This is a genomic window from Pedobacter psychrodurus (assembly GCF_032678585.1).
Classification (GTDB): Bacteria; Bacteroidota; Bacteroidia; order Sphingobacteriales; family Sphingobacteriaceae; genus Pedobacter; species Pedobacter psychrodurus_A.
The window spans coordinates 78,183-98,885 of the sequence record NZ_JAVTSN010000026.1; the positions used below are offsets into that span (position 1 = coordinate 78,183).

Genomic DNA, 20,703 nt, shown 5'->3' on the forward strand with positions numbered 1-20,703 from the left:
AAGATGAAAATTATAGTAACAGGTTCTTTAGGGAACATCAGTAAACCCTTAACCGAAATATTAATTGCCCAGGGTCATACGGTAACCGTTGTTAGCAGCGATGCCAAAAAATCGGCAGCTATTGAAAAATTAGGGGCTACTGCGGCGATAGGCTCCATTGCCGACGTAGCCTTTTTAACCCAAACGTTTAAAGGTGCGGATGCGGTTTATGCCATGATTCCCCTGAGTTTTACCGAACCCGATCTGGGGGAATATATGCACCGCATCGCATTAAACTATAAACAGGCACTTACCGAAGCCAATATTAAGCGGATTGTACTGTTAAGTGGCTGGGCCGCAGACCTGGTTAAAGCTGAAAACCTGGAGTATTTGTTTGATGGTATACAAACCTCCATTACGATCATGCGCCCTGCGGCCTTTTACACCAATTTTTATCAATCGATGGATCTGATCAAAGGCAAAGGTTTTATTGGGAAATTTCTCACCTTGCGCTATTCTGGTCTTTGGGCCTTGCTTACAGGAAAAACAGGTCTTTTGATGGGGAACTATGGCGGCGAAGACCAGATTGTTTTTGTGTCGCCAACCGATATCGCAGAGGCCGTTGCAGAGGAACTGTTATTACAATCACCCGCGCAAAGAAGCATCCGTTATGTAGGCAGCGAAGAAATGACCTGTAACGAAGCCGCAAAAATCATTGGCACTGCGGTGGGCAAACCCTGGTTAAAATGGGTATTGTTATCCGACAAGGAAATGTTGCAGGGACTGAAAATGGCTAAATTACCAGAAAAGCTGGCAGAAACCTTAGTGGAAATGCAGGCAGCGATGCATAGTGGCAAAACACTGGAAAACTTCCACAAGAACAGTCCCAAAATGGGTAGGATAAAAATGGTTGATTTTGCAAAGGAGTTTGCGGAAGCTTATCATAAAAAATAACGAACTTTAGTATAGTTATGAACAATCAACAGCTTTTTCGTTTCAGTAGCATCACCGAATATCACCGTGCAGCGGGTTTGCCTAAACCGGCGCACCCACTGATCAGTGTGGTACATATGGACGACCTGACCCGGCCGCTGGCCGAAGGTTCGTTCAGTTTGATCTATGACTTTTATTCGATTTCGATGAAGCGGGTGAAAAACGCCAAATTTAAATATGGTCAGCAGGCCAGCGATTTCGATGAAGGGGTATTGTTCTTTATGTCGCCAGGCCAGGTGTTTGGCGTCGAATTTGAAAAGGGTGCGGAGTTGCACCGCCCGGAAGGATGGATGATCCTGATCCATCCTGATTTTTTGTGGAATACCCCCCTGGCAAAAAGCATCAAACAATACGAATTCTTCAATTACTCAGTCCACGAGGCGCTCTACCTATCGGATAAAGAAGAAACGATACTCAATGCGCTTGCCGCCAATATCGAGCAAGAGTACCATGCCAATATCGATCGCTTCAGTCAGAATGTAATCATCGCCCAGTTGGAGCTAATGCTTACCTATTCGGAAAGGTATTACCAACGCCAGTTCATTACGCGTAAAATTGCCAATCATGAAATCCTGATCAAACTGGAGGATCTGCTTAGCAATTACTTTAACAGCGGTTTGCTTGCGCAAAAAGGTCTGCCCAGCGTAACTTACATTGCAGAAAACCTTAATATTTCGCCGGGCTATCTGAGCGGCCTGCTCAAATCGCTTACCGGACAAAATACGCAACAGCATCTGCACAATAAACTGATCGAGCTGGCGAAAGAAAAACTTTCCACCACTACCCTATCCGTGAGCGAAATTGCTTACGAACTGGGTTTCGAACACCTTCAGTCGTTCAGTAAACTGTTCAAAACCAAAACCAATCTCTCGCCAATCGAATTCCGACATTCCTTTAATTGAAAATTTTTGTTAAAGGCATTAAATAACCACAGATGCACACAGATAAACACAGATTTCATATTCCTGCCTAACTTTCTGGGTGCAGATTTTTTATCGCCCGAAAAACGGGACAGATAGCATCTAATTATCTTTGTTTAAACCTAACGACATTAAGGTATAATCTCAATTAAATCAGGAATGAATTTTTTCCAGCCTTTAATTTATAAGTCTTTCCTTTCCAGATAAACTCACCGTTTATGGCCTCTGGCAAATTGATATCAACCTTCCATTTATTGTTTTCCATTTTATAGGCTACAGCTATTTTTCCATGCGGATGGGGCATTTCCCCACTAATTTCGGTCATACTGCCTAAATTTGGCGCGATTTTAACCCGGTTAAAACCTGGCGAATCGCTATCGATACCCAATACCATCCTGAAAAATTCGATATTCGGACTACTTCCCCAGGCATGGCACTCCGAACGAACGGTTGATAAACTCGAATCTTCTGCCCAGGTGGTCATCCCCATTTTGATATTTTCTCTCCAGATATCCAGCCAGCTCATAAAATCGTTGCCCAAACCACCTTTTAGCAAAGCCTGGTGCAGGTAATATTTGAAATAAACCGTACACTGGGTTAATGATTTATCACTCAGCATCATATTGCACAATGGAGTGATATCCCCTTCTTTTACAATTCCGCTAAGGATGGCGAGCGAATTGGTATGTTGCGAAAATTCGTTTTTATCTTTTGTATCGGCATACATTTTTTTAGCCGGATCCCAATATTTCCGTTGTATGGTTTCTGCCAGCTGTTTCGCTTTCTGGTTATATAACGTTGCATAAACAGGCAAGCCCATTTTAGCTTCCATTTTCGCCGCCCATTGATAAGCCAAAAGCAACTGCAGATCGTATATCGCTGCACTGCCGTCGGATCCTTTTGGTCCCCAGCCCATATTACCTGCCCAGTCTACAAATGTCCAGTAAGGCACATCTTTCAGCGAACCATCGGCTTGTTGGTATTGACTAAAAAAATCGAGGATCGCCCGTTCGCCTGTTAGCTTGCTTTTGATAAAATTACTATCATCGCGATACATCCAATAATCGTGGAGCATACCGATATACCACAAAGAGAAGGTAGAAATAATCTGGCTGCTGTGTGTGGGGTATCGGCTAAAGGTAACGCCTTCCGCCAATCGCGAATGGTCCATCAGGTTAATGGCATTACGCGCCAACCGGTCATCACCACTGTAATAATACGAAACCATTGCCTGTATACGGGTATCGCCTATGTATTGTAACTGCTCGTAGTAAGGGCAGTCGGTATAGGTTTCCCATGCATTTAACCTTGCCGTACGCCAGCCAATATCGAGAATCTGTTTAATTTCCGGATTGTTCGTATTCAGCACAGCGGTTTGTTTGAAAGGATAGCCTGTAAATGTGCCGTACAGATCTTCGATAATTAAGGGCTCGGCCTTGGTGTGCACCACCAATTTGATATACCGGTAGGTTCGGAAGTTAAGTGTAGTAAAAACCTGTGCATCACTACCATCGGTGAGTATGCTGTCTTTCCGGCCGATAAATTCTTTTCCGGCTACATCATTCCGGTTGCTTTTACGGTAACCATCGCTCACTTTATCGTAAAGCGTTTCTGCATAACTTAAGGATAAACCCGCTCCTTTTCCTTTTGACAGTGCAAGTGTAATGTATGCATTGGTGAGGAAGGTTTGATCGAGCAATAAACTCACTGTGGTATTGGCCGGAATGGTTAACGGTGCTTTTTGGGCAGGAAATAATTTAGGGATACTCATACCTGTAGCACTCCTTACCGTTGCAATCCTTTGATTGGTCATTTCCATCTGAGGTATAGATGAAGGTACCAGCGACCAGCCGAAACCATCGCCACTGCCTTTAAGTTTTCCGTCGAACATTTCGTTTACGCCAGGCCAGGTGCTGTCGTCGAAATCAACACTGGTCCAATCTCCTTTGATACTTTCGTTCATGTCGACCATTTCGCCTTTAGTTGCCGCAAAGAAGAAACCCGGAATTGGCTTACGTCCGCGGTTTTTGATACATTTCCAGCTTTTATTGGTATTCAGGATTTCTTCATCGGCAGAATTCCCCTGTAGAATAAACGCGGTACGGACGGTAAGCTGTGCTTCGGGACGGTACTCGGCTTCATTAAAGACCAGTGCCGAAACTAAATTCTTTCCTACATTTAAGTATGGTGCAAGATCAATGGTTTCAAAATTCCAGAAATAGGTATCGCCACGGGCAGGGCCTAACGAAACCAAAGTGCCATTTACATAAAGTTTATAGCGGTTATCGGCCGATACATGTATTTTAAACGTAGCTGGTTTCGAAGTTAGGTTGATGTTCTTACGGAAATGGTAAACACCATACTCCCTGCCTTCGTCGCCCCTGGCAGATATCCATTTGGCATTCCAGGGTTTTAAAGTTGCGGAAGGAGTAATCACCTGGGCCTTTGAAGGCACTATGGCAGTGACTAAGAACAAGGAAAACAGAAATATGTAGAGCTTTTTCATCAATGGTTTATATTTTGGTTAGTAAAGTATTGTTTATTTTAAGGGGGTAATTGGATCAGCTTTTTTCATTTTAAAACTTTCGCAATTTCTTTGTCTGCAAGGGGTTCCATCACCTTATATCCTGCCAGATTAGGGTGAACACCATCGGTCCCCAATTCGTTTTTAAGTCCCCGATCGGCATTTACCATTGCGGTAAAATAATCGATATAACCCAATTTATGTTTCGTAGCGTAATCTTTAAGCATTTTATTCAGTTTAGCAATGGAGTCTTTTGGGTCGAGACCTGGTTTCCATGAAATAGCATAGGCTGGTAAAACGGATGATAGGATCACCTTAATATTCGCGTTTTTTGCCAGTTCGGCCATAGAGAAGATGTTCCCGGCAACGTTTTCGATTTTTGATGGACCGGTATTTTCGGCGATATCGTTTATTCCGGCTAAAATGACTACAGCTTTTGGTTTGAGGTTGATTACATCTTCCCTAAACCTCACCAGCATCTGAGGGGTAGTTTGTCCGCCAATGCCCCTGTTAATGTAAGAGTGTTTTTTAAAATAATCGGCATCCGTATTGATCCAGCCTTCGGTAATCGAATTGCCCATAAATACCACCCGTTTTTCACCTTTTGCGGGTGCGGGCAATTTTTCATTATCACCTTCGTAACGTTTGATCCAGGGCCAGTCTTCGTGGTAACGTTTCTCTACCATTTTCTGGAAATTGGCCCAGTCTTCTGCTTTTTTCTGTTCGTCGGTTTGCTGTGCATATCCCATCGAACAGGCGGCCAACAATATTCCGCAAATCATAAGTCTTAAATATCCCATAGCAATTAAATTTAGTTATAAAAACTGGCACCAGCGCCCAAAATAGCAGCTTCCTCTCCTAAAAGTGAAGTGCGCACCGGAAAACTATAGCCCATAATTTCAGTAAGGTATTTACGGGTATTATCTAAAAAATAGTGTTCTGCTTTGGCAATATTGCCCCCAATTACAGCTGCTAAAGGCCTTTTCTTTTTGATAAAGAGGTATAAAAAGGAAGCCAGGTTTTTACTGAACTCATCAAACACCAGCTGAAAACTGGGTGAAAGATGATGGTTTTCTACCAGATCCTTTACATCTTCTACTTTGATTCCACTCAATTCGGCAAACCTCGAAATGAACCACCTGGTTGAGATATAATCTTCAGCGATTCCTTTTAAAAAAGGTGTTTTCCAAAGGTTAGAATCCTGCGCGGCTCCTTTAACGGTATGCGAGGTGCCCAGGCCTGTACCCAGGGTAAGGCCAATGGCCTCGTCGAACTCACTGATGCTGCCCGAAAACAATTCGCCCTGAAGAAAGGAAGCCGCATCATTAATAAAATGAAACACTCCTTCCTCATAACCAAGTCTTTGCGCCAATAAAACCTTTACATTCTGACCGTAAAGGTTTTCGTATTTATTCTGGTCTTTTATTTTACAGATACCCGTTTTATAATCCATAGGGCCTGGCATGGCAATGCTGATACGCTGAGGTTTAATCGCACTACTTTCGATCGACTTTTCGATGTTTTCTGCCCAGGCATCAATAATCTCCGCTACAGATCCGTTGGTATCGATCTTGTTCCGGTACCAGCTTGATTTGATGCCCTCTTTCTTTTCTAGATCAACCAGTTCTGAGGTAATGTGCGAGCCGCCAATATCGACTCCTAATACTATTTTAATCATTTTTAGATCTTTTTTAGCTAAATCGTTTTAGCATTTTCATAATATTTTTATCCCGTTTTACTCCTTTTATTATGCCCTCGATGATGATCCTCTGATAATCATCTCAGCATTGAGTATAATGGTTTGTATCTTCTTCGTTTTAACAGGGTTATTCAGTTTATTGAGCAACAGGGATATAATCTGATTAGCAATTTCTTCAATGGGTTGGGCGATTGCGGTAATCTGTGGTTTATACAGTTCGAAAAGATCCTGATCATCGAATACAACTATACCAAGGTCTTTTGGAATGATTAATCCCAATTTTTCTATTGCCTTTAATCCATAAACACATAAATAGTTGGTTGCAAATACCACGGCATCTATCTCTCCCCTACGCTGCAAAAATGCTTCAATATGTGCCGTCACTTTTTCTGGCGGGAAATCATATGATATCTCTTTCAGGTATTGAGGCAGTTTATGTTTTTTGAGTGTTTCTTCATACCCCAAAAGCCTGTCGTTCATTTGCGATTGCAGCGAATCTAAGGTGATAAACGCAATATTCTTAAAACCCGATTGAATCAGTTCTTCCACTGCCTTCGCCGTGCTCTGGTAATTATCGACCAGGATGGTATCTGTTTTCAGGTCTTTCAGGTACCTATCGAAAAGTAGAACCGGTTTTCCAGAATCAATGATGGCCTGTAACTCCCCTTCAATCCCTTCCGGTGCGGCGATGATATAGGCATCAACATGCCTTTCTTCATACATTTTCAGAAATTCCTTTGTCTTTTCGGTATTGTTCCCGGTGCTGCTATACAGGATTTTATAACCACTTTTATAGGCCTTTTCTTCAATATTCCGTGCAATATGACCAAAAAACGGATCTGAAATACTCTCTACCATCAGTGCGATGGTATTGGTTTTACCTGTACGCAAACTTCTGGCTAGTGAGTTGGGTTTGTAACCGATTTCTTCTACAAATTTTAATACTTTATCCCTGATCTCATCGCTAATGCGTTTTTCTTTCGACCGTCCGTTTAAAATAAACGACACGGTAGTTGGCGATACATCCAGGCGTTTTGCAACTTCAATTATTGATATTTTCTTTTCCACGGGTAGGTTTTTAATGGGGGCTAATTTAGCGTTTTATAGGCGAACTAAACTTTGCGGCAAAGAGGAAAATAACAATATAACAAACAATTGGAAGATAATAGGCCGTGGCCACATCATGTACGGCAACCAATCCCATTAAAAACGGCAATACTGCACCACCAACTACCCCCATCGATATGTAGGAGGAAGCCTGCTGCGTATGTTTGCCTAAGTTTTTGATCCCGAGGGTAAATATGGTTGGAAACATGATGCTAAAGAAGAAGTTGATCATTAACAGGGCGATAAAAGAAAAAAGGCCAAAACTTTGGGCAACGATGAGGCACATTACAATATTGCCTACAGCAAAAGTAGCGAGCAATTTATTGGGCGCGATAAATGTCATTAAATAGGTACCTAAAAAGCGACCGGCAAGCATCATCGCCATGAAAATAACCATAAAATACCCTGCTTTTTCGTTGCTAAAGCCCATTTTCTCGTGGGCATAATTGATGAAAAAGGCCCAGGTTCCGCCTTGTGCGGCCACATTAAAAAACTGCGCCGCAACAGCCCATTTAAAATGGGTATGGGCAAATAAAGATTTTTGAGGTGTAGGATCTACATTTACAGCATCATCGGGTAAACTCGCTACAACGTGAGGATCCGTGGTATCGGGTACTTTAACGAATGAAAATGAAATGGCTATTATGGTAATTACAATGGCAATGGCTACATAAAGTACCTTTACAGATCCTAATCCACCGCTGGCATCTTTGTTTCCAAATAAAAAATAAGCGCCTAATGCCGGACCAATTAAGGTACCCACGGCGTTAAACGACTGTGCAAAATTTACCCGCTGATCGCTGGTGCGCTGATCGCCAAGCGAGGCCATAAAGGGGTGCGCAACGGTTTCGAGTGTCGACATGCCGCAGCCCAGTATAAAAAGTGCAAACCTGAAAAACCCAAACGATTCGGCATTTGCCGCAGGGTAAAACAAAAATGAACCTATTGCATATAAGGAAAGTCCCAAAAGCACGCCTTTTTTATAGCCAAACCTTTTCATAAACAATCCGGCAGGGATGCCCATTACAAAATAGGCCCCAAATATCGAAAATTGCACCAGTCCCGACTGGGCTTTGGATACATTTAATACTTCCTGAAAATGTTTGTTCAGTACATCGCCCATAGTCATCGAGATGCCCCATAGGGTAAATAATGAAGTCACAAAAATCAGTGTGGTCAGAAATTTCTTGTCGGTAAAAGGAACCTTTTGCATGTGGTCGTTTTTTGGTCTTTGCCGAAAACAAGATATTTTACGGCTATTTTATATTTGGTTAACTGTTGCTTTTGTTAAAAAGACAATTCTAATATCTATATATTAAATCGATTTAGCAAGTGTTTATTCAATAATTTATAAATGTTACATATCTAGGGTTATTTCCAGTTGTACAGTCGTACCACGTGCGGGCGGTAATTATCGGCTGTACCCGGGGCATTAAAGTTATTACCAAAACCTACCGGATTGATGTTATAGGTGATCACCAATTCGCCGTCTTTCGATAAACTGGGGTGAACAAATGAATTATAGGTTAAAAATTCGGGGTTCTGACCTGATGAACCAGAATAACGGTCGGGTATTTTATAAATAGTTCTTTTGTTTATGAATGGGCCCAGCGGACTGGTACCTTCCCATAAATCGATGGTTAAACCTAAACAGGTACCTTGCGAAACCATATAAGTTTTACCGTTTTCTTCGAACACGGTTGGCATAGATGCATTATTTTCGGCAATGGTCACAAAATCATCCTCATTTGTTGGTGCAGTAGTTACCCAGCCCGTTTTTGTGTAATATTGCCAAGGCGAGGTAAGGTCGTGATTGGCCACACGAGCCACAAATATTTTTGCGCCACAGATGCCGGTGCTTTTGCTGTTATAAATATAACTGTAACCATCAGAGCAGTTGAACAGGCTGGAATCGAAACTGAAAGCACCAATATAAGCGTTCTGGTAAATGCGTTTCAATTTCATATCCGGAAGCGAAAATACACCGATTTCGGTTGCATAATGGTAGAGGTTTCCGCTGCCATCGAGCTTTAAACGGTCTAACAACATTTGCGCCTCGCCATTAACAATTTGTGCAGGGCCCGGCCAATATAAATCTTTGTCGCCATCTGCTGCACCGGGCACGGTAATCCATGTTTTGCCCTTCCCTGCCCCGTCCAATGGGTTTAGTTGCTGTTTTGCAGACGTTGGTAAGCTGCCCTCCTGCATAAAAGCGGCATTGCGTACAAAGGTATTCTTAGCAGGATCTCTGTTCCGGTTGGCCTCTACAATACCATAAAAACTGTCCTGAAATGACCAGAAAATATTTCCATCGGGCATCTTCAAACTAAAACATCCATCTCCACCATTCCAGCCGGTATAACAGGTTAGAAAATTGTCGTAGGCCAAATCCTGATAGGCCTTAACCTTTGCATCCCAGTTTCCGGTGTTGGGGATCAGTTTTAGGCCTGCATCAATATCAGGATTAGAAAAAAACTTAAACTCAACGTACCAGCTCATGCTTTGTCCTGAAGGTGCCGTAACCGTATAAACCACCTTGTTATTGCTCAGGGTGGGGTTAATTTTCACGCCACTTGCCGGACTGATTGTGGCACCATCTGAAACCGTAATTTGAGGTGCAATGGCTGATATATCGGTTCCTCTTTGTACCGTGACCAAAACTTTCGATGAATCGTTGGTAAAAGTAATGGCTTCATTCCCGATCTGGGCATTACCAATTTTAAAAGATTTAATTACCCTTCCCGGACTTGGTGGGTTATCAACATCGGTTTTACGGCATGAAGTGCAGCAAAAAAACACAAGTGCAGCGAATAGAATTTTTTTCATGGGTTTTGTTTTGAATGGAAAAATTATCCCGTATATGGTTAGCTTATTTTGATGTTACTAATGCCTTCCTGTAAATAGCAATCAATCCCAAAAGCCCGCCAGTAAACATTAACAACGATATGATTTGTGCCTGGGTAAGGTTAAAACCCAGGATCTGGTAAAAATGGTTTACCCTTATTTTTTCGATAAAAAACCTTTCTAAACCATTGATGATAAGAAACAGGCAGAACACCACTCCAGATCTTTTTATCTTTTTTCTGAACAGCCAAAGGATTAAAAAAGCGGTGGAGATGATCATGATTTCGTAAAATGATGTCGGATAAACAGCCTCTACCAATACCCTGCAGTGCTTACCTGTACAGTTTGGAATGAGCACTCCGCTGTTTAATACATTGTGCGGAAAATTAAAAGACCACATCCAATCGGGCAGGGCAGATAGCCAGCCGGGTTTGGGATGTTGATTTACAATTCCCCAGTCGCCATCTCCTGATAACTGACAACCCATTCTTCCAACAGCATAAGCCACGAGCATGCCAGGTGAACCAATATCGGCCAGAACGATCAGTTTCATCCCGTATTTATGCCCGATGTATAGATAAATTAAGGCCCCAAATACAAGGCCACCCAAAAATGTCCATCCATTTGCCGATAACAACTGCGGCATCGGGTCGGCAATAAATAATTCTATATTTTCGAAGAAACTGAACAACCTTGCGCCCACAAATCCACATACGGCACACCAAAAAATCAGGGTATCCATTAACTGGTATGGATGTGTGAGCACCCCCTTGCGCATAAAAGGTTTGATGTAACCTTCTTTTTCCTTCCGCTTAAATTCCGACTTAAAAACAAAATAAGAAAGTACAAAAGCCAACGCTACAAAAAGACCGAAAGTTTGAATGGGAAGCGGGATCCCAAAGCCAAATACATATTCAAACAGGTCGGAAAGCGTAGGGAACATTTTGTACCTTTCTTAAATTATATCTTCAAATTTATACTTAAAAACCGATCTGCACGCCAAGATTAATCACCCTTTGGTTCAGATACGAATCGCCCTGCGAACCACTCGCCACCTCCGGATCCTGCTGATAGAGCGAATAATTGGTCCATGTGGCCAGGTTATACGAACTCACATAAGCATTTAACTTATTGATTCCGAATGGAAGCCATTTGCTTGGCAGCTGATAATGCAGCTCGACCGTTTTTAACCTGATGTATTTTGCATCAACAAGGTAAAAATCGGAAGGGAAAGCACTCGGACTGTTTACCGAATTATTCAGGGTAGACAATCTTGGGAATTTAGCCGTTTCGGCAGTCGCTGGTGTCCATCTTTGCAGGTGAATGTCCTGTAACTGTGTTTGGAAAGGCTCTATCGCGTTGCTGCCCAAAATTAAACTGTAACCCAACTGGCCTTGAAATAGTATGTTTACCGAGAAGTTTTTATAGGTAAAATTGATCGGCAAACCTAAAGTGAGGTTCGGTGGAAAGTTTGGTTTTCCAATAGCTGATTTATCTTTATCGTTAATTACACCATCGTTGTTTAAATCGGCATATTTTAAATCGCCGGGCTGTATCGGCACCGTTCCAAGCGGTTTGGCACTATTTGCGATATCGGCCTGATCTTTATAATAACCGATCCAGGTATAACCAAATGGCTGGCCAATCGGTTTACCGGTTTCTAACAGGTATGGATAATCAGGGAAAGGCTCATCTTTAAACAATACCTTGTTTTTGTTATAGGTAAATACCAAACCAAAATCCATTAAGAGGTTCCCAATTTTCGGGCGATAATTGAAGGTACCCTCAACCCCCTGGTTAAGCACACTGCCCAGGTTATCTTTTGGCAAACCAACACCTAAAATGGCCGAAACGGAGTTTCTGTTGATCAATTGATCATCCCTGATGTTGCGGTAATATTCAACGGTTAAAGCAAATTTACCTTTCAGGAAGTTAGATTCGAGACCGATATTCAGCTCTTTGTATTTTTCCCAGGTAACATCAGGATTGCCCAGAGTTCCCTCTGAAAACCCTGGATATTTTACCGGACTCACGCCAAAATTATAGCTGCTAGACTGATCGTACTGCTGGATGTACAGGTATTTATTACCGTCAACCACATCCGATCCAACCAGACCATAAGAGGCCCTTAGCTTGATAAAATCGATGAATTTTGCTTTATCCTTGATAAAATTTTCTTCTGAGATATTCCAAGCAGCAGATACGGCTGGGAAATATCCATAATGTTTTAAAAACCTATCGGTACCATTGTAGGCACTGTTAAAATCGATCAGGTATTTACGTTTATAACCGTAACCCACCCTGAAGCTATAGCCACGATAATTGGCAGGCAGGATAGCAAGATCGCTGGTGGTATTTTGATTGAATACGGCTAATCCGTTGATGTTATGGTTGCCGAAATCCCTATTGTAGTTTAAAATTCCCTGTACAGTTACCGATTTATAGGTAGAACCTGGTCTGGCGATCAGACTTAGTGGTGAAAGTACATATCTTGGCGTACCCGGGCGCATGGCATAGGTATCTGTTGTTGGATTATAACGGTAAACCGGAGGATCATCAAACCTTTGCAAACCACGTTCTAATTTCGTGGTGCTGGCATAGGCTACCTTCCCGTTAAATGATAATCCCTGGGTAAGGAAATCGAGTTTTTGCGTACCCTGTACCAAAATATTAAAATCGGTACTTCTTTCTCTGTTATATCCTTGTGTGGCCAGTCTTGAGTTAATCGTAGGCAGGTTATCGGCCCCTAACGATTTAGGGTTGTAAGAGTAGCTGCCATTTGGATTAAGTACCGGAGCGGCATAAGGTGAAATCCGGTTATACTGATAAATTTCGCCAAGCAGCCCGCTGTTTGCCTTTGGTGCATTAATATCGCCAAATCTTCCGGTTAAATCGATCCTTAAATCGAGGGTTTTGGTTGCCTTTAAGTCTAAGTTTGTCCTGAAATTGTATTTATGGTAAAAGAAATTGCTGTTTACTTCGCTTTGCGGACCAGAGAAATCGCGTACAGAACCATTTTGGGTTAATGCACCAGCAGAGATAAAATACTTCACATTGGGTGTACCGCCCGAAATATCGATATTGGTATTGGCCTGTAGCGAAGCGGGTTTAAAAACAACATCGTACCAGTTTACATCCGGGTGTCCGTATGGGTCACTTCCGTTTTGGAACAGGTCGAGATCTGCCTGCGTAAAATCAGGTTGCAGGCCATCATTTTTTAATGCTTCGTTTCTTAAAAGGGCGGTTTGATAGGCATTTAAAAATTTTGGTGTTTTAACAGGATTCTGTACTCCACCTTCGATCCTGAAATTAACGGTCGGTTTACCCACTTCTCCCCTTCTGGTTTGCACCACCAAAACGCCATTGGCACCTTTAATACCATAAATGGCAGTGGTTGCTGCATCTTTTAACAGTGAAATGCTTTCAATTTCGTTTACATTGATCTGCGATAGCTGCTCGTAAGTATATTCGATATCATCCACAATGATCAAAGGTTTGTTGCCATTGCTGTTTAATGAACTGATCCCCCGGATCTGGAAATCGGATGCATCTTTACCCGGCTGACCCGATCTTTGCTGAGAGGTGAAACCCGGTAAACGTCCCTGCAAGGTATTCTGAACACTTGAGGTTGGAATATTCCTGATTTTTTCGGCTGAAATAGTACTTACAGAACCCGTACTGGTAATTTTGGTTTTGTTCGAAAATCCCTGTACCACCACCTCATCCAGGCCCTTGCTTTCTGATTGCAGATAGGTATCGGACAAAACATCGCCCGTAACCCTTATTTCCTGGGTTCTATACCCAATGCTTTTGATTACCAATACGTTGGATTTCCCCCGCAGTACAATGGTAAATTTTCCATCAGAGTTGGTCCCTGTGGCATTATTGGGCACATTTTTTTCGGTAACTGTGGCACCTGGTATTGGTCCCTGGCTATCCCTTATCGTTCCAGTAACTCTTTGTTGTGCAAATAACATGAAGGGCGCTGCAACGGATAATATAAAGAGTAGAATAATTCTTTTCATCAGTGTTATATTTTGTTGATGGTTTTATTTTTTTGAGATCGGCAAAGCTTACCAGCCCGGGTTTTGTACCAGGTTTCCGTTCCTGATCATTTCGCTATTTGGTATCGGAAACAGGTAACGGTTCGCATTGCCAAAACTTACCTGTTGCACATCCCTGGTTTCGTAACTAACCAAACCTGAGTTGGCGCGTAAGATTTTTTTACCATGTAGTGTTCCGGTAAGTACCTGTTTTGCAGTTAACCAGCGTCTGATATCCCAAAAATGATGTTCTTCAAATGCCAGTTCTATCCTTCTTTCGTTTCTGATCACCGTACGCATTTCATCTTTGGTCATATTATCCTTTAAACCATAACCATAAGTTGTGGCTGGCGTACTGTTCTGGATAATTTCTGCCCGTTTCCTGATCTGTACAATGGTATTGTATACTTCAGCAGATGGTGCATCCAAATATTCGTTTTCGGCTTCGGCGAAGTTTAACAGCACCTCAGCATACCTGAAATAATTAAAATTGTGGTAGGTACTGCCGTAGTTGCCTGCGGTTTCGTAATCGCCCATGAATTTTCTTAAATAATAACCTGTTTTGGTTTGTTGTACGCCTGTTCCGGGTTTACTTACCCCACCCTCAAAAGTTTGTACCTGCGTATTTAACCACTGCTTACCGTTATAGAAAATGGAAGCATCAAACCTTTTATCGCGGTTGAGGTAAGGGTTGTTTACATCATATCCCGTTGGGTTGGCAATGGAGATCGGATCTTCGCTGATCGGTTTTCCGTTAATGGTTAAAAAAGCATCCACAAATTCCTGTGTCGGACTGGTACGGCCATTTCCGGTAGGATTACCCAAACCAATGGGGCCATTGGTTACTTCTATAGACGAACCTGCACCGCCATTGCGGGAAAGAATAACTTCGGGGCTGTTTTGTTTGATAAAGGCATCCTTAAATTTTGCTTCCAAAGAAAACCGGCCGTAGGTAACCAGTGCCTTTGCGGCATCAGATGCTCTTTTCCATCTGTCTTTTGAATAATCGGTATAACCCGACAAACCTTTTTGTGCCGCGGCACCGCCTGGCAAACCAACGTCTCCGTTATGATTGTACAAAGGGCTAGCCGCGTAAAGTAATACCCTCGCTTTTAGGGCCAATGCAGCGCCTTTGGTTATCCTGCCAAAGTTGCCATCATCAACCGGATCTGTCCGTAAACTATCAGTCGCTTTATCGCATTCGCCCACAATATATTCTACACAATCGCTAAAGGTATTGCGGGGAATCAGTACATCTTCACTGGTAATATCTTTAACCGAATTGCCTACCAGTGGAACACCGGCATATCTTTTTACAAGTTCGAAATAGAAAAAAGCGCGTAAAAACCGGGCTTCTGCCCTCCAGGCCTTTCTCAGTGGCACTCCGGTAGGGATGGTTCCCTTAACCGGAACTTTTTCGATATTGTTTAAAAAAATATTCGCCGCGCGGATCGCCTTGTAATTTGCAGCCCAGGTACCGTCGAAATTATCAAAAATATCGTAACCACCGCCCAATTGCACGTTGGTAACCGGAACCAGGTTGATGGCCGATGATATCGCATCATCGGTTGCCGCATCCAGATAATCATTCGAAACACGGTTAAAGCCGTTAGGCAGGTTACTGTAAATATTGACCAGGAATTTCTCTGCATTTGTTCCCAACGAATCTTTGGTATCCCACACATAATCATCTGATAAGCGCTCAAGCGGCTCTAATTCATAGGATCTTTTGCAACCACTAAGAACAACTAATGCCGTTACTGTAAAAAACAATAGTTTAACAATATATCTTTTCATGTTCTTTAATTCTAATTCTACAACTTTAAACTAACGCCTGCATTATACACCCTTTGGATCGGGTAACTTGTTATTCCGATTTCAGGATCTGCATCTTTATATTGAGCGATGGTAAACAAGTTTAAACCACTCACAAATACCCTTAAACCCGACACATGGATTTTGGCCAGCAGGTTACGTGGAATGCTGTAACCAAGCTCAACATTTTTTATCCTGATGTAATTATTGTCTTTTAACCAGTAGGTAGACATCACGTAAGGAGAACCATCAATGGTATTCTGGCCATCTATCCTTAACCTTGGCAAGGTGGCATTTGCACCGTTTTCTGGCGTCCATCTGCCCAGTAAGCGTTCATAACCCTGTCCGTTATTGGCAAGGAAGGCGGTATAATCATTTGTAGCGATCTGGTTGTTGAGAACACCCTGAACCATTACGCTGAAATCGAGTCCTTTGTAATTGAAACCTAAAGTAGTTCCATAATAAACCTTGGGTTTAATGTTGCCGATCAATACCTGGTCGTAATCACTGATGATGCCATCGCCATTTTGGTCGATATATTTAATATCTCCGGCAATCGGGCGGACACCCTGAAAAGTTGGTGCTGCCGCAGCCTGTGCATTGGTTTGTAAAAGGCCATCGGCAACAAAACCGAATATGGCATCGGCAGGATATCCCGTGCTTACGTTGTACGCATATTTCTGGATGACTTCATCTTTAAAAATAACCTTCGACTGTTCTAAAGAGGCATTGGCCGTTATAAAGTAATTTAAACTATTTTTGTTGTTTTGGTAGGTAAGCTGGAAATCGGCTCCGGTATAACGCGTAATGCCAATATTTTCGTTCGGATAGGTATTACCGATCAGGCTACTGGTTTGACCCCGCTGCATACTGAGATCGTAAAAACGGTCTCTGTAATAATCGGCCGTAAAGTTTAAGGCGTTTTTAAGAATATTAAAATCTACACCTAAATTCAGTTTGTGGGCTTTCTCCCAGGTAGCATTAACCGTAGTGAGGTTAGGTTGCTCTGTTAAGCCAGGGATATTCACTACCCCTGTTCCAAAATTATACGAACCTGCACCTGTTTGGGTATAAAACCCCCTGTAGCCAAAATAACCAATGTTATCATTGCCACCGGTTTTACCATAATTAAGCCTAACCTTTAAAAGGTCAATCCATTTTGCATTGTCTTTGATGAAACTTTCTTCCGAAATTTTATACCCTAAACTACCCGCATAGAAAAACCCGAACTGCGAACCTTTCTGGATCCTGTCGTAACCACTATAGGTTAAAGCCGCTTCGGCGAAATATTTTCCTTTATAGTTGTAAGAACTTTTGGCTGCAATGTTGGTGTGTTTAAAAGGCAAATCAAAATTGGTAATTACATTTTTTTGATCGGCCAGTATGAGGTTTTTAAGCGAGTGGTCGCCAAAAGTTTTGTCTAAACCAATTGCTGCCTGGGCATAAGTAGTTTGGTAGTTACTGGATAAATTAAAATCATTCGATTGTGCAGTAGAACCGCCAAAAGGATTGTAAGCTACGGTACCGGTAGCACCAACTACACGTTCATAAACGATCGAATTTTCAGTCCGGATAATGGTTGATGTAGTTCCGGCGGTGGTATTCCCCTGAATCCGCGCATACAGGCCTTTTACAAAATTATCGAACTTGTATACCATGTTCAGGTTGGCCAAAACATCGCGGGCATTGTCTAAAGTATAACCCGACGCAAAGGTTTGGGCATAAAGATTTGAGGTAAAGTTTTTGTTTCCGCCATAAGTGCCATTCGGATTGTTAATCGGATAAGCATTTGAAGGCGTAGTAATCATTGAGCTGTATAAACTGGAGTAACCCAAGCCTGGTTGGTTCCCATCTTGTATACGTCCAAACAATTGCAGCGCAACGTTAAAGTTCTTGTTTACATTTACATCGATACTCGAATTTACCGTATAACGTTTCGAGGTAAGTGAGGTAGAATAATCCTTTACGGTAGACTCATTAAACAAACCATCCTGACTGAGGTAACCTAACGAAACCACATACCTAGCGATATTGTTCCCGCCATTAACATTAAAACTATAACGCGAAATCGGCGCTGTTTTTTTAAGCAGGATATCCTTCCAATTGTTGTCAGGATGGCCTATCGGATCACTGTTGTTCCGGTAGGCATCAAAATCCGCCTGTTTGTAAATGGTTGCATTTCCGCTGCCCAACAAAGCTTCGTTATATAAATAGGCATATTCGTAAGCGCTTAATGGCTTTGGATCGCTTAATGATTCTTGCACACCATATTGTGCGGAAAAACTGATCCTTGGTGCACCTTTACTGGGTTGCGTGGTGGTAATCAACAATACCGGGCTCGAACTTCTTTGGCCCAGCATGATGGTAGACATGGCATCTTTTAAAATGCTGATGGATTCGATATTATCAAAATCAATCGAGGTAAAATCGCGTTGCACACCATCAATGATGGTTATTGGTGTGCGGGAATGAGAGGTTAAGCTAAAATCAGAACTTTCGGTACTGGTAAAATTGCTTCCAAATTTGCCATCTGGCGATACAATACCTATAAACTGATCAACAATTCGTGTTAATCCCCCTATATAAGGGTTACGGTAACCTGAATTTTGTTTTACATGTAAACCTGCCAATCGACCGGCCAATGCCGCCGAATAACTGCTTGCCGGTGTACCCAAAAGCTGTTTGGTATGAATGGTTGATATTGATGCCAGGTTATCTTCGGTTTTTACAGCTCCATAAAGCACTTTGGTGGTATCGGTAACCGTAAGATAACGCTCATCCAAACGCACCATCAGTTTAGCATCAGTGGCACCAATGCGTTTCTCGTAAGGATAATAACCCAGATAATTCACGATCAGTTTATCACCTTCTTCAACCGAAATAGTGAATGCACCTTCCTGATCAGAAACTGCGGTTAAGCCTGATTTTCCGGCAACGGTAACCTGGGCATTCGCCAAACCCCTGCCAAAGGGATCAACCACGGTACCTGTAACCGATATCGCTTTTCGGCCAAATGATTTGTCGTTAACCTGCTTTGCTTTTATCTGCGCCACCAGAGTTAGGGGCACCAGAAAAAGGAGGAGAACGAATGCTGAAATGCTTTTCTTAAAGTAATTATAAAACATAAACTCAGATTTAGTAATAGTTTGTTGGTTTGTTTTGTAACCCATTCCTTTATTCAAATGGCGATATTTAGCGCAAAAAATGTCCCGATAGGAAATAATTTTTATTTGCCTTACCCCATTTCAAGAAAGTTTTTTTTTTACAGGTTACGGTTAGTTAAATGGTTCTATAAACATTTAAATGGATGTTTGAACGGAACATTTGACAATCCGCCAAATCCGACTTTATGACCCGCTGCATCCGTAAAATAATATTCCATTTTGGCCAGCACCTGCCCGTCTTTTAAGCTGAAAAACTGTCGGGGCCAGATCATCTTGGTAAATTTTTTCTGATCTAGCGGACGCATTTTCGATATTTCATCTGGCGTACAATGGGTAACTGTTTCTCCGGTAGTGGTGGTACCCGTTCCGCAGATATAGATATCTGTAGCGTTACTGATATCTGTAGTGTATAGGTCGTTATCAAAATCCACCTTGTAGATATCGTTATCCACTCCCGCTAATGGCAACATCGAGGCCAATGGCTTGTTGCAGAAATCGATCCCATCGCCTGTTCCATCAGTTACACTTAAACAGCTCGAAAACAGGGATACATAATTCTCTGCAGCATTGTTCCAGCTTCCATCAGGATAACCACCGATATAATAGCCTAATTTGACCAGCATATTTTCAGGACCAACCTTGGTTTTGATGTTTACATCAAAAGTGACGTCCTGATTGGCATTGTAGTTTTTAGAGTCTGACCAGAAAACCACCCATTCATTATCGTCGATCAGATTGGGGTCAACACTTTTGAGCAATCCTTTTAATGCTGTTGGATAATCCAGTTGAGAACCATCTGGTTTTGTACCTGCAGGCACAAGGGTTAAGCTTCCGCTTCCCACCTGTGGCGAAGTATAAGTCATGGTGGTATTGCCTGCCTGATCTGCGCTCCAGCCTTTCGGAACCAGAAACCCGATAACCAAACGATAAGGTTTGTCGTACCTCAGCGTGGCATGTCCACCCGCGATTTTAATGTTCATTACCTCACCAGCTTTGATGGTACTGGGTTGGATAACCCCACCTGTAGGCTGGTACATACATACGTTATATACAAATAGAAAACACAGTGGCAAACTATATAAAACGCATTTTTTGAAATTCACTTTTGTTTTGTAACTCTTTTTCATATCCTGCGCTTAAAATTTGGCCAAAGTGTATTGATAGATATTTTTCTCGCATCCGGCATTGAAGGTGATGGTGAGCTGTCTGCTATCGCCCACTATCGGAAAAAACAGATCAGATTTTACCGCAGTTGAGCTTCCATCCTGGTTAAAACTTACCGTAAAAGGATAACTGGGATCGTTGAATGCCCATTTGCCATTTTTAGCAACGATAAAAGGCACCTGCTGATTTTCGAGTACGTAGCTATCGGCGGTAAACTTTACCGCAAATTTGCTGATGTCTAACTGGGTGGTGATATCGGTACTGTTCTGTAATACTTTGATGATTTTCCAATTGCCCACTAAACTTTTATTGCTTTCTAAAGCAACGGGCACGCTTGTCTTTTTACAGGTAGAAAACACCAGTATCACCAGGCACAGTTGAAATGTTTTTACCAGTACTTTTGTAAAATTCTTCATAACGTTAACAATCAATATTTTATAAAAAAAAAACT

Annotated in this window: 14 protein-coding genes; 2 read left to right on the plus strand and 12 right to left on the minus strand. The window is 42.1% G+C overall.

Annotation, left to right across the window (positions count from 1 at the left end; all coding sequences use genetic code 11):
* The first annotated feature begins 3 nt into the window (after positions 1-3).
* On the plus strand, positions 4-933 hold the full coding sequence (locus R2S57_RS17525; protein WP_316846249.1) for an SDR family oxidoreductase: 930 nt from the start codon (positions 4-6) through the stop codon (positions 931-933).
* A 17-nt stretch (positions 934-950) separates the two neighbouring features.
* Entirely contained in the window at positions 951-1,874 is a 924-nt protein-coding gene (locus tag R2S57_RS17530; RefSeq protein ID WP_316846250.1) for a helix-turn-helix transcriptional regulator, read from the plus strand.
* Positions 1,875-2,040: 166 nt separating this feature from the next.
* On the opposite strand, the gene R2S57_RS17535 is transcribed toward R2S57_RS17530, so the two are convergent.
* The 12 genes from R2S57_RS17535 to R2S57_RS17590 form a co-directional block, all read right to left on the minus strand.
* Positions 2,041-4,398 carry an alpha-L-rhamnosidase C-terminal domain-containing protein gene (locus R2S57_RS17535; RefSeq protein WP_316846251.1) on the minus strand — a complete coding sequence of 786 codons (2,358 nt, stop codon included), beginning with the start codon at positions 4,396-4,398 and terminating at the stop codon, positions 2,041-2,043.
* Positions 4,399-4,463: 65 nt separating this feature from the next.
* Positions 4,464-5,216: an SGNH/GDSL hydrolase family protein gene (locus R2S57_RS17540; protein WP_316846252.1), complete on the minus strand. Its 753-nt coding sequence runs from the start codon at positions 5,214-5,216 to the stop codon at positions 4,464-4,466.
* Between the two features lie 11 nt (positions 5,217-5,227).
* On the minus strand, positions 5,228-6,094 hold the full coding sequence (locus R2S57_RS17545; protein WP_316846253.1) for an ROK family protein: 867 nt from the start codon (positions 6,092-6,094) through the stop codon (positions 5,228-5,230).
* 69 nt (positions 6,095-6,163) lie between these two features.
* Positions 6,164-7,183 carry a LacI family DNA-binding transcriptional regulator gene (locus R2S57_RS17550; protein WP_316846254.1) on the minus strand — a complete coding sequence of 340 codons (1,020 nt, stop codon included), beginning with the start codon at positions 7,181-7,183 and terminating at the stop codon, positions 6,164-6,166.
* Between the two features lie 25 nt (positions 7,184-7,208).
* Positions 7,209-8,435 carry an L-fucose:H+ symporter permease gene (fucP, locus tag R2S57_RS17555; protein WP_316846255.1) on the minus strand — a complete coding sequence of 409 codons (1,227 nt, stop codon included), beginning with the start codon at positions 8,433-8,435 and terminating at the stop codon, positions 7,209-7,211.
* A gap of 158 nt (positions 8,436-8,593) precedes the next feature.
* On the minus strand, positions 8,594-10,048 hold the full coding sequence (locus tag R2S57_RS17560) for a DUF5005 domain-containing protein (protein ID WP_316846256.1): 1,455 nt from the start codon (positions 10,046-10,048) through the stop codon (positions 8,594-8,596).
* A 43-nt stretch (positions 10,049-10,091) separates the two neighbouring features.
* A complete protein-coding gene (locus R2S57_RS17565; protein ID WP_316846257.1) occupies positions 10,092-11,009 on the minus strand; it encodes a prolipoprotein diacylglyceryl transferase in 918 nt (305 codons plus the stop codon).
* Between the two features lie 37 nt (positions 11,010-11,046).
* Positions 11,047-14,091: a TonB-dependent receptor gene (locus R2S57_RS17570; protein WP_316846258.1), complete on the minus strand. Its 3,045-nt coding sequence runs from the start codon at positions 14,089-14,091 to the stop codon at positions 11,047-11,049.
* Positions 14,092-14,139: 48 nt separating this feature from the next.
* Positions 14,140-15,906: a RagB/SusD family nutrient uptake outer membrane protein gene (locus R2S57_RS17575; RefSeq protein ID WP_316846259.1), complete on the minus strand. Its 1,767-nt coding sequence runs from the start codon at positions 15,904-15,906 to the stop codon at positions 14,140-14,142.
* Positions 15,907-15,923: 17 nt separating this feature from the next.
* Entirely contained in the window at positions 15,924-19,049 is a 3,126-nt protein-coding gene (locus R2S57_RS17580) for a SusC/RagA family TonB-linked outer membrane protein (RefSeq protein WP_316846260.1), read from the minus strand.
* Between the two features lie 164 nt (positions 19,050-19,213).
* Complete coding sequence (locus tag R2S57_RS17585; protein WP_316846261.1) at positions 19,214-20,215, minus strand: DUF4961 domain-containing protein; 1,002 nt, start codon at positions 20,213-20,215, stop codon at positions 19,214-19,216.
* A gap of 9 nt (positions 20,216-20,224) precedes the next feature.
* The coding region (locus R2S57_RS17590) for a DUF5004 domain-containing protein (protein ID WP_316846262.1) at positions 20,225-20,703 on the minus strand (479 nt) is incomplete at its 5' end.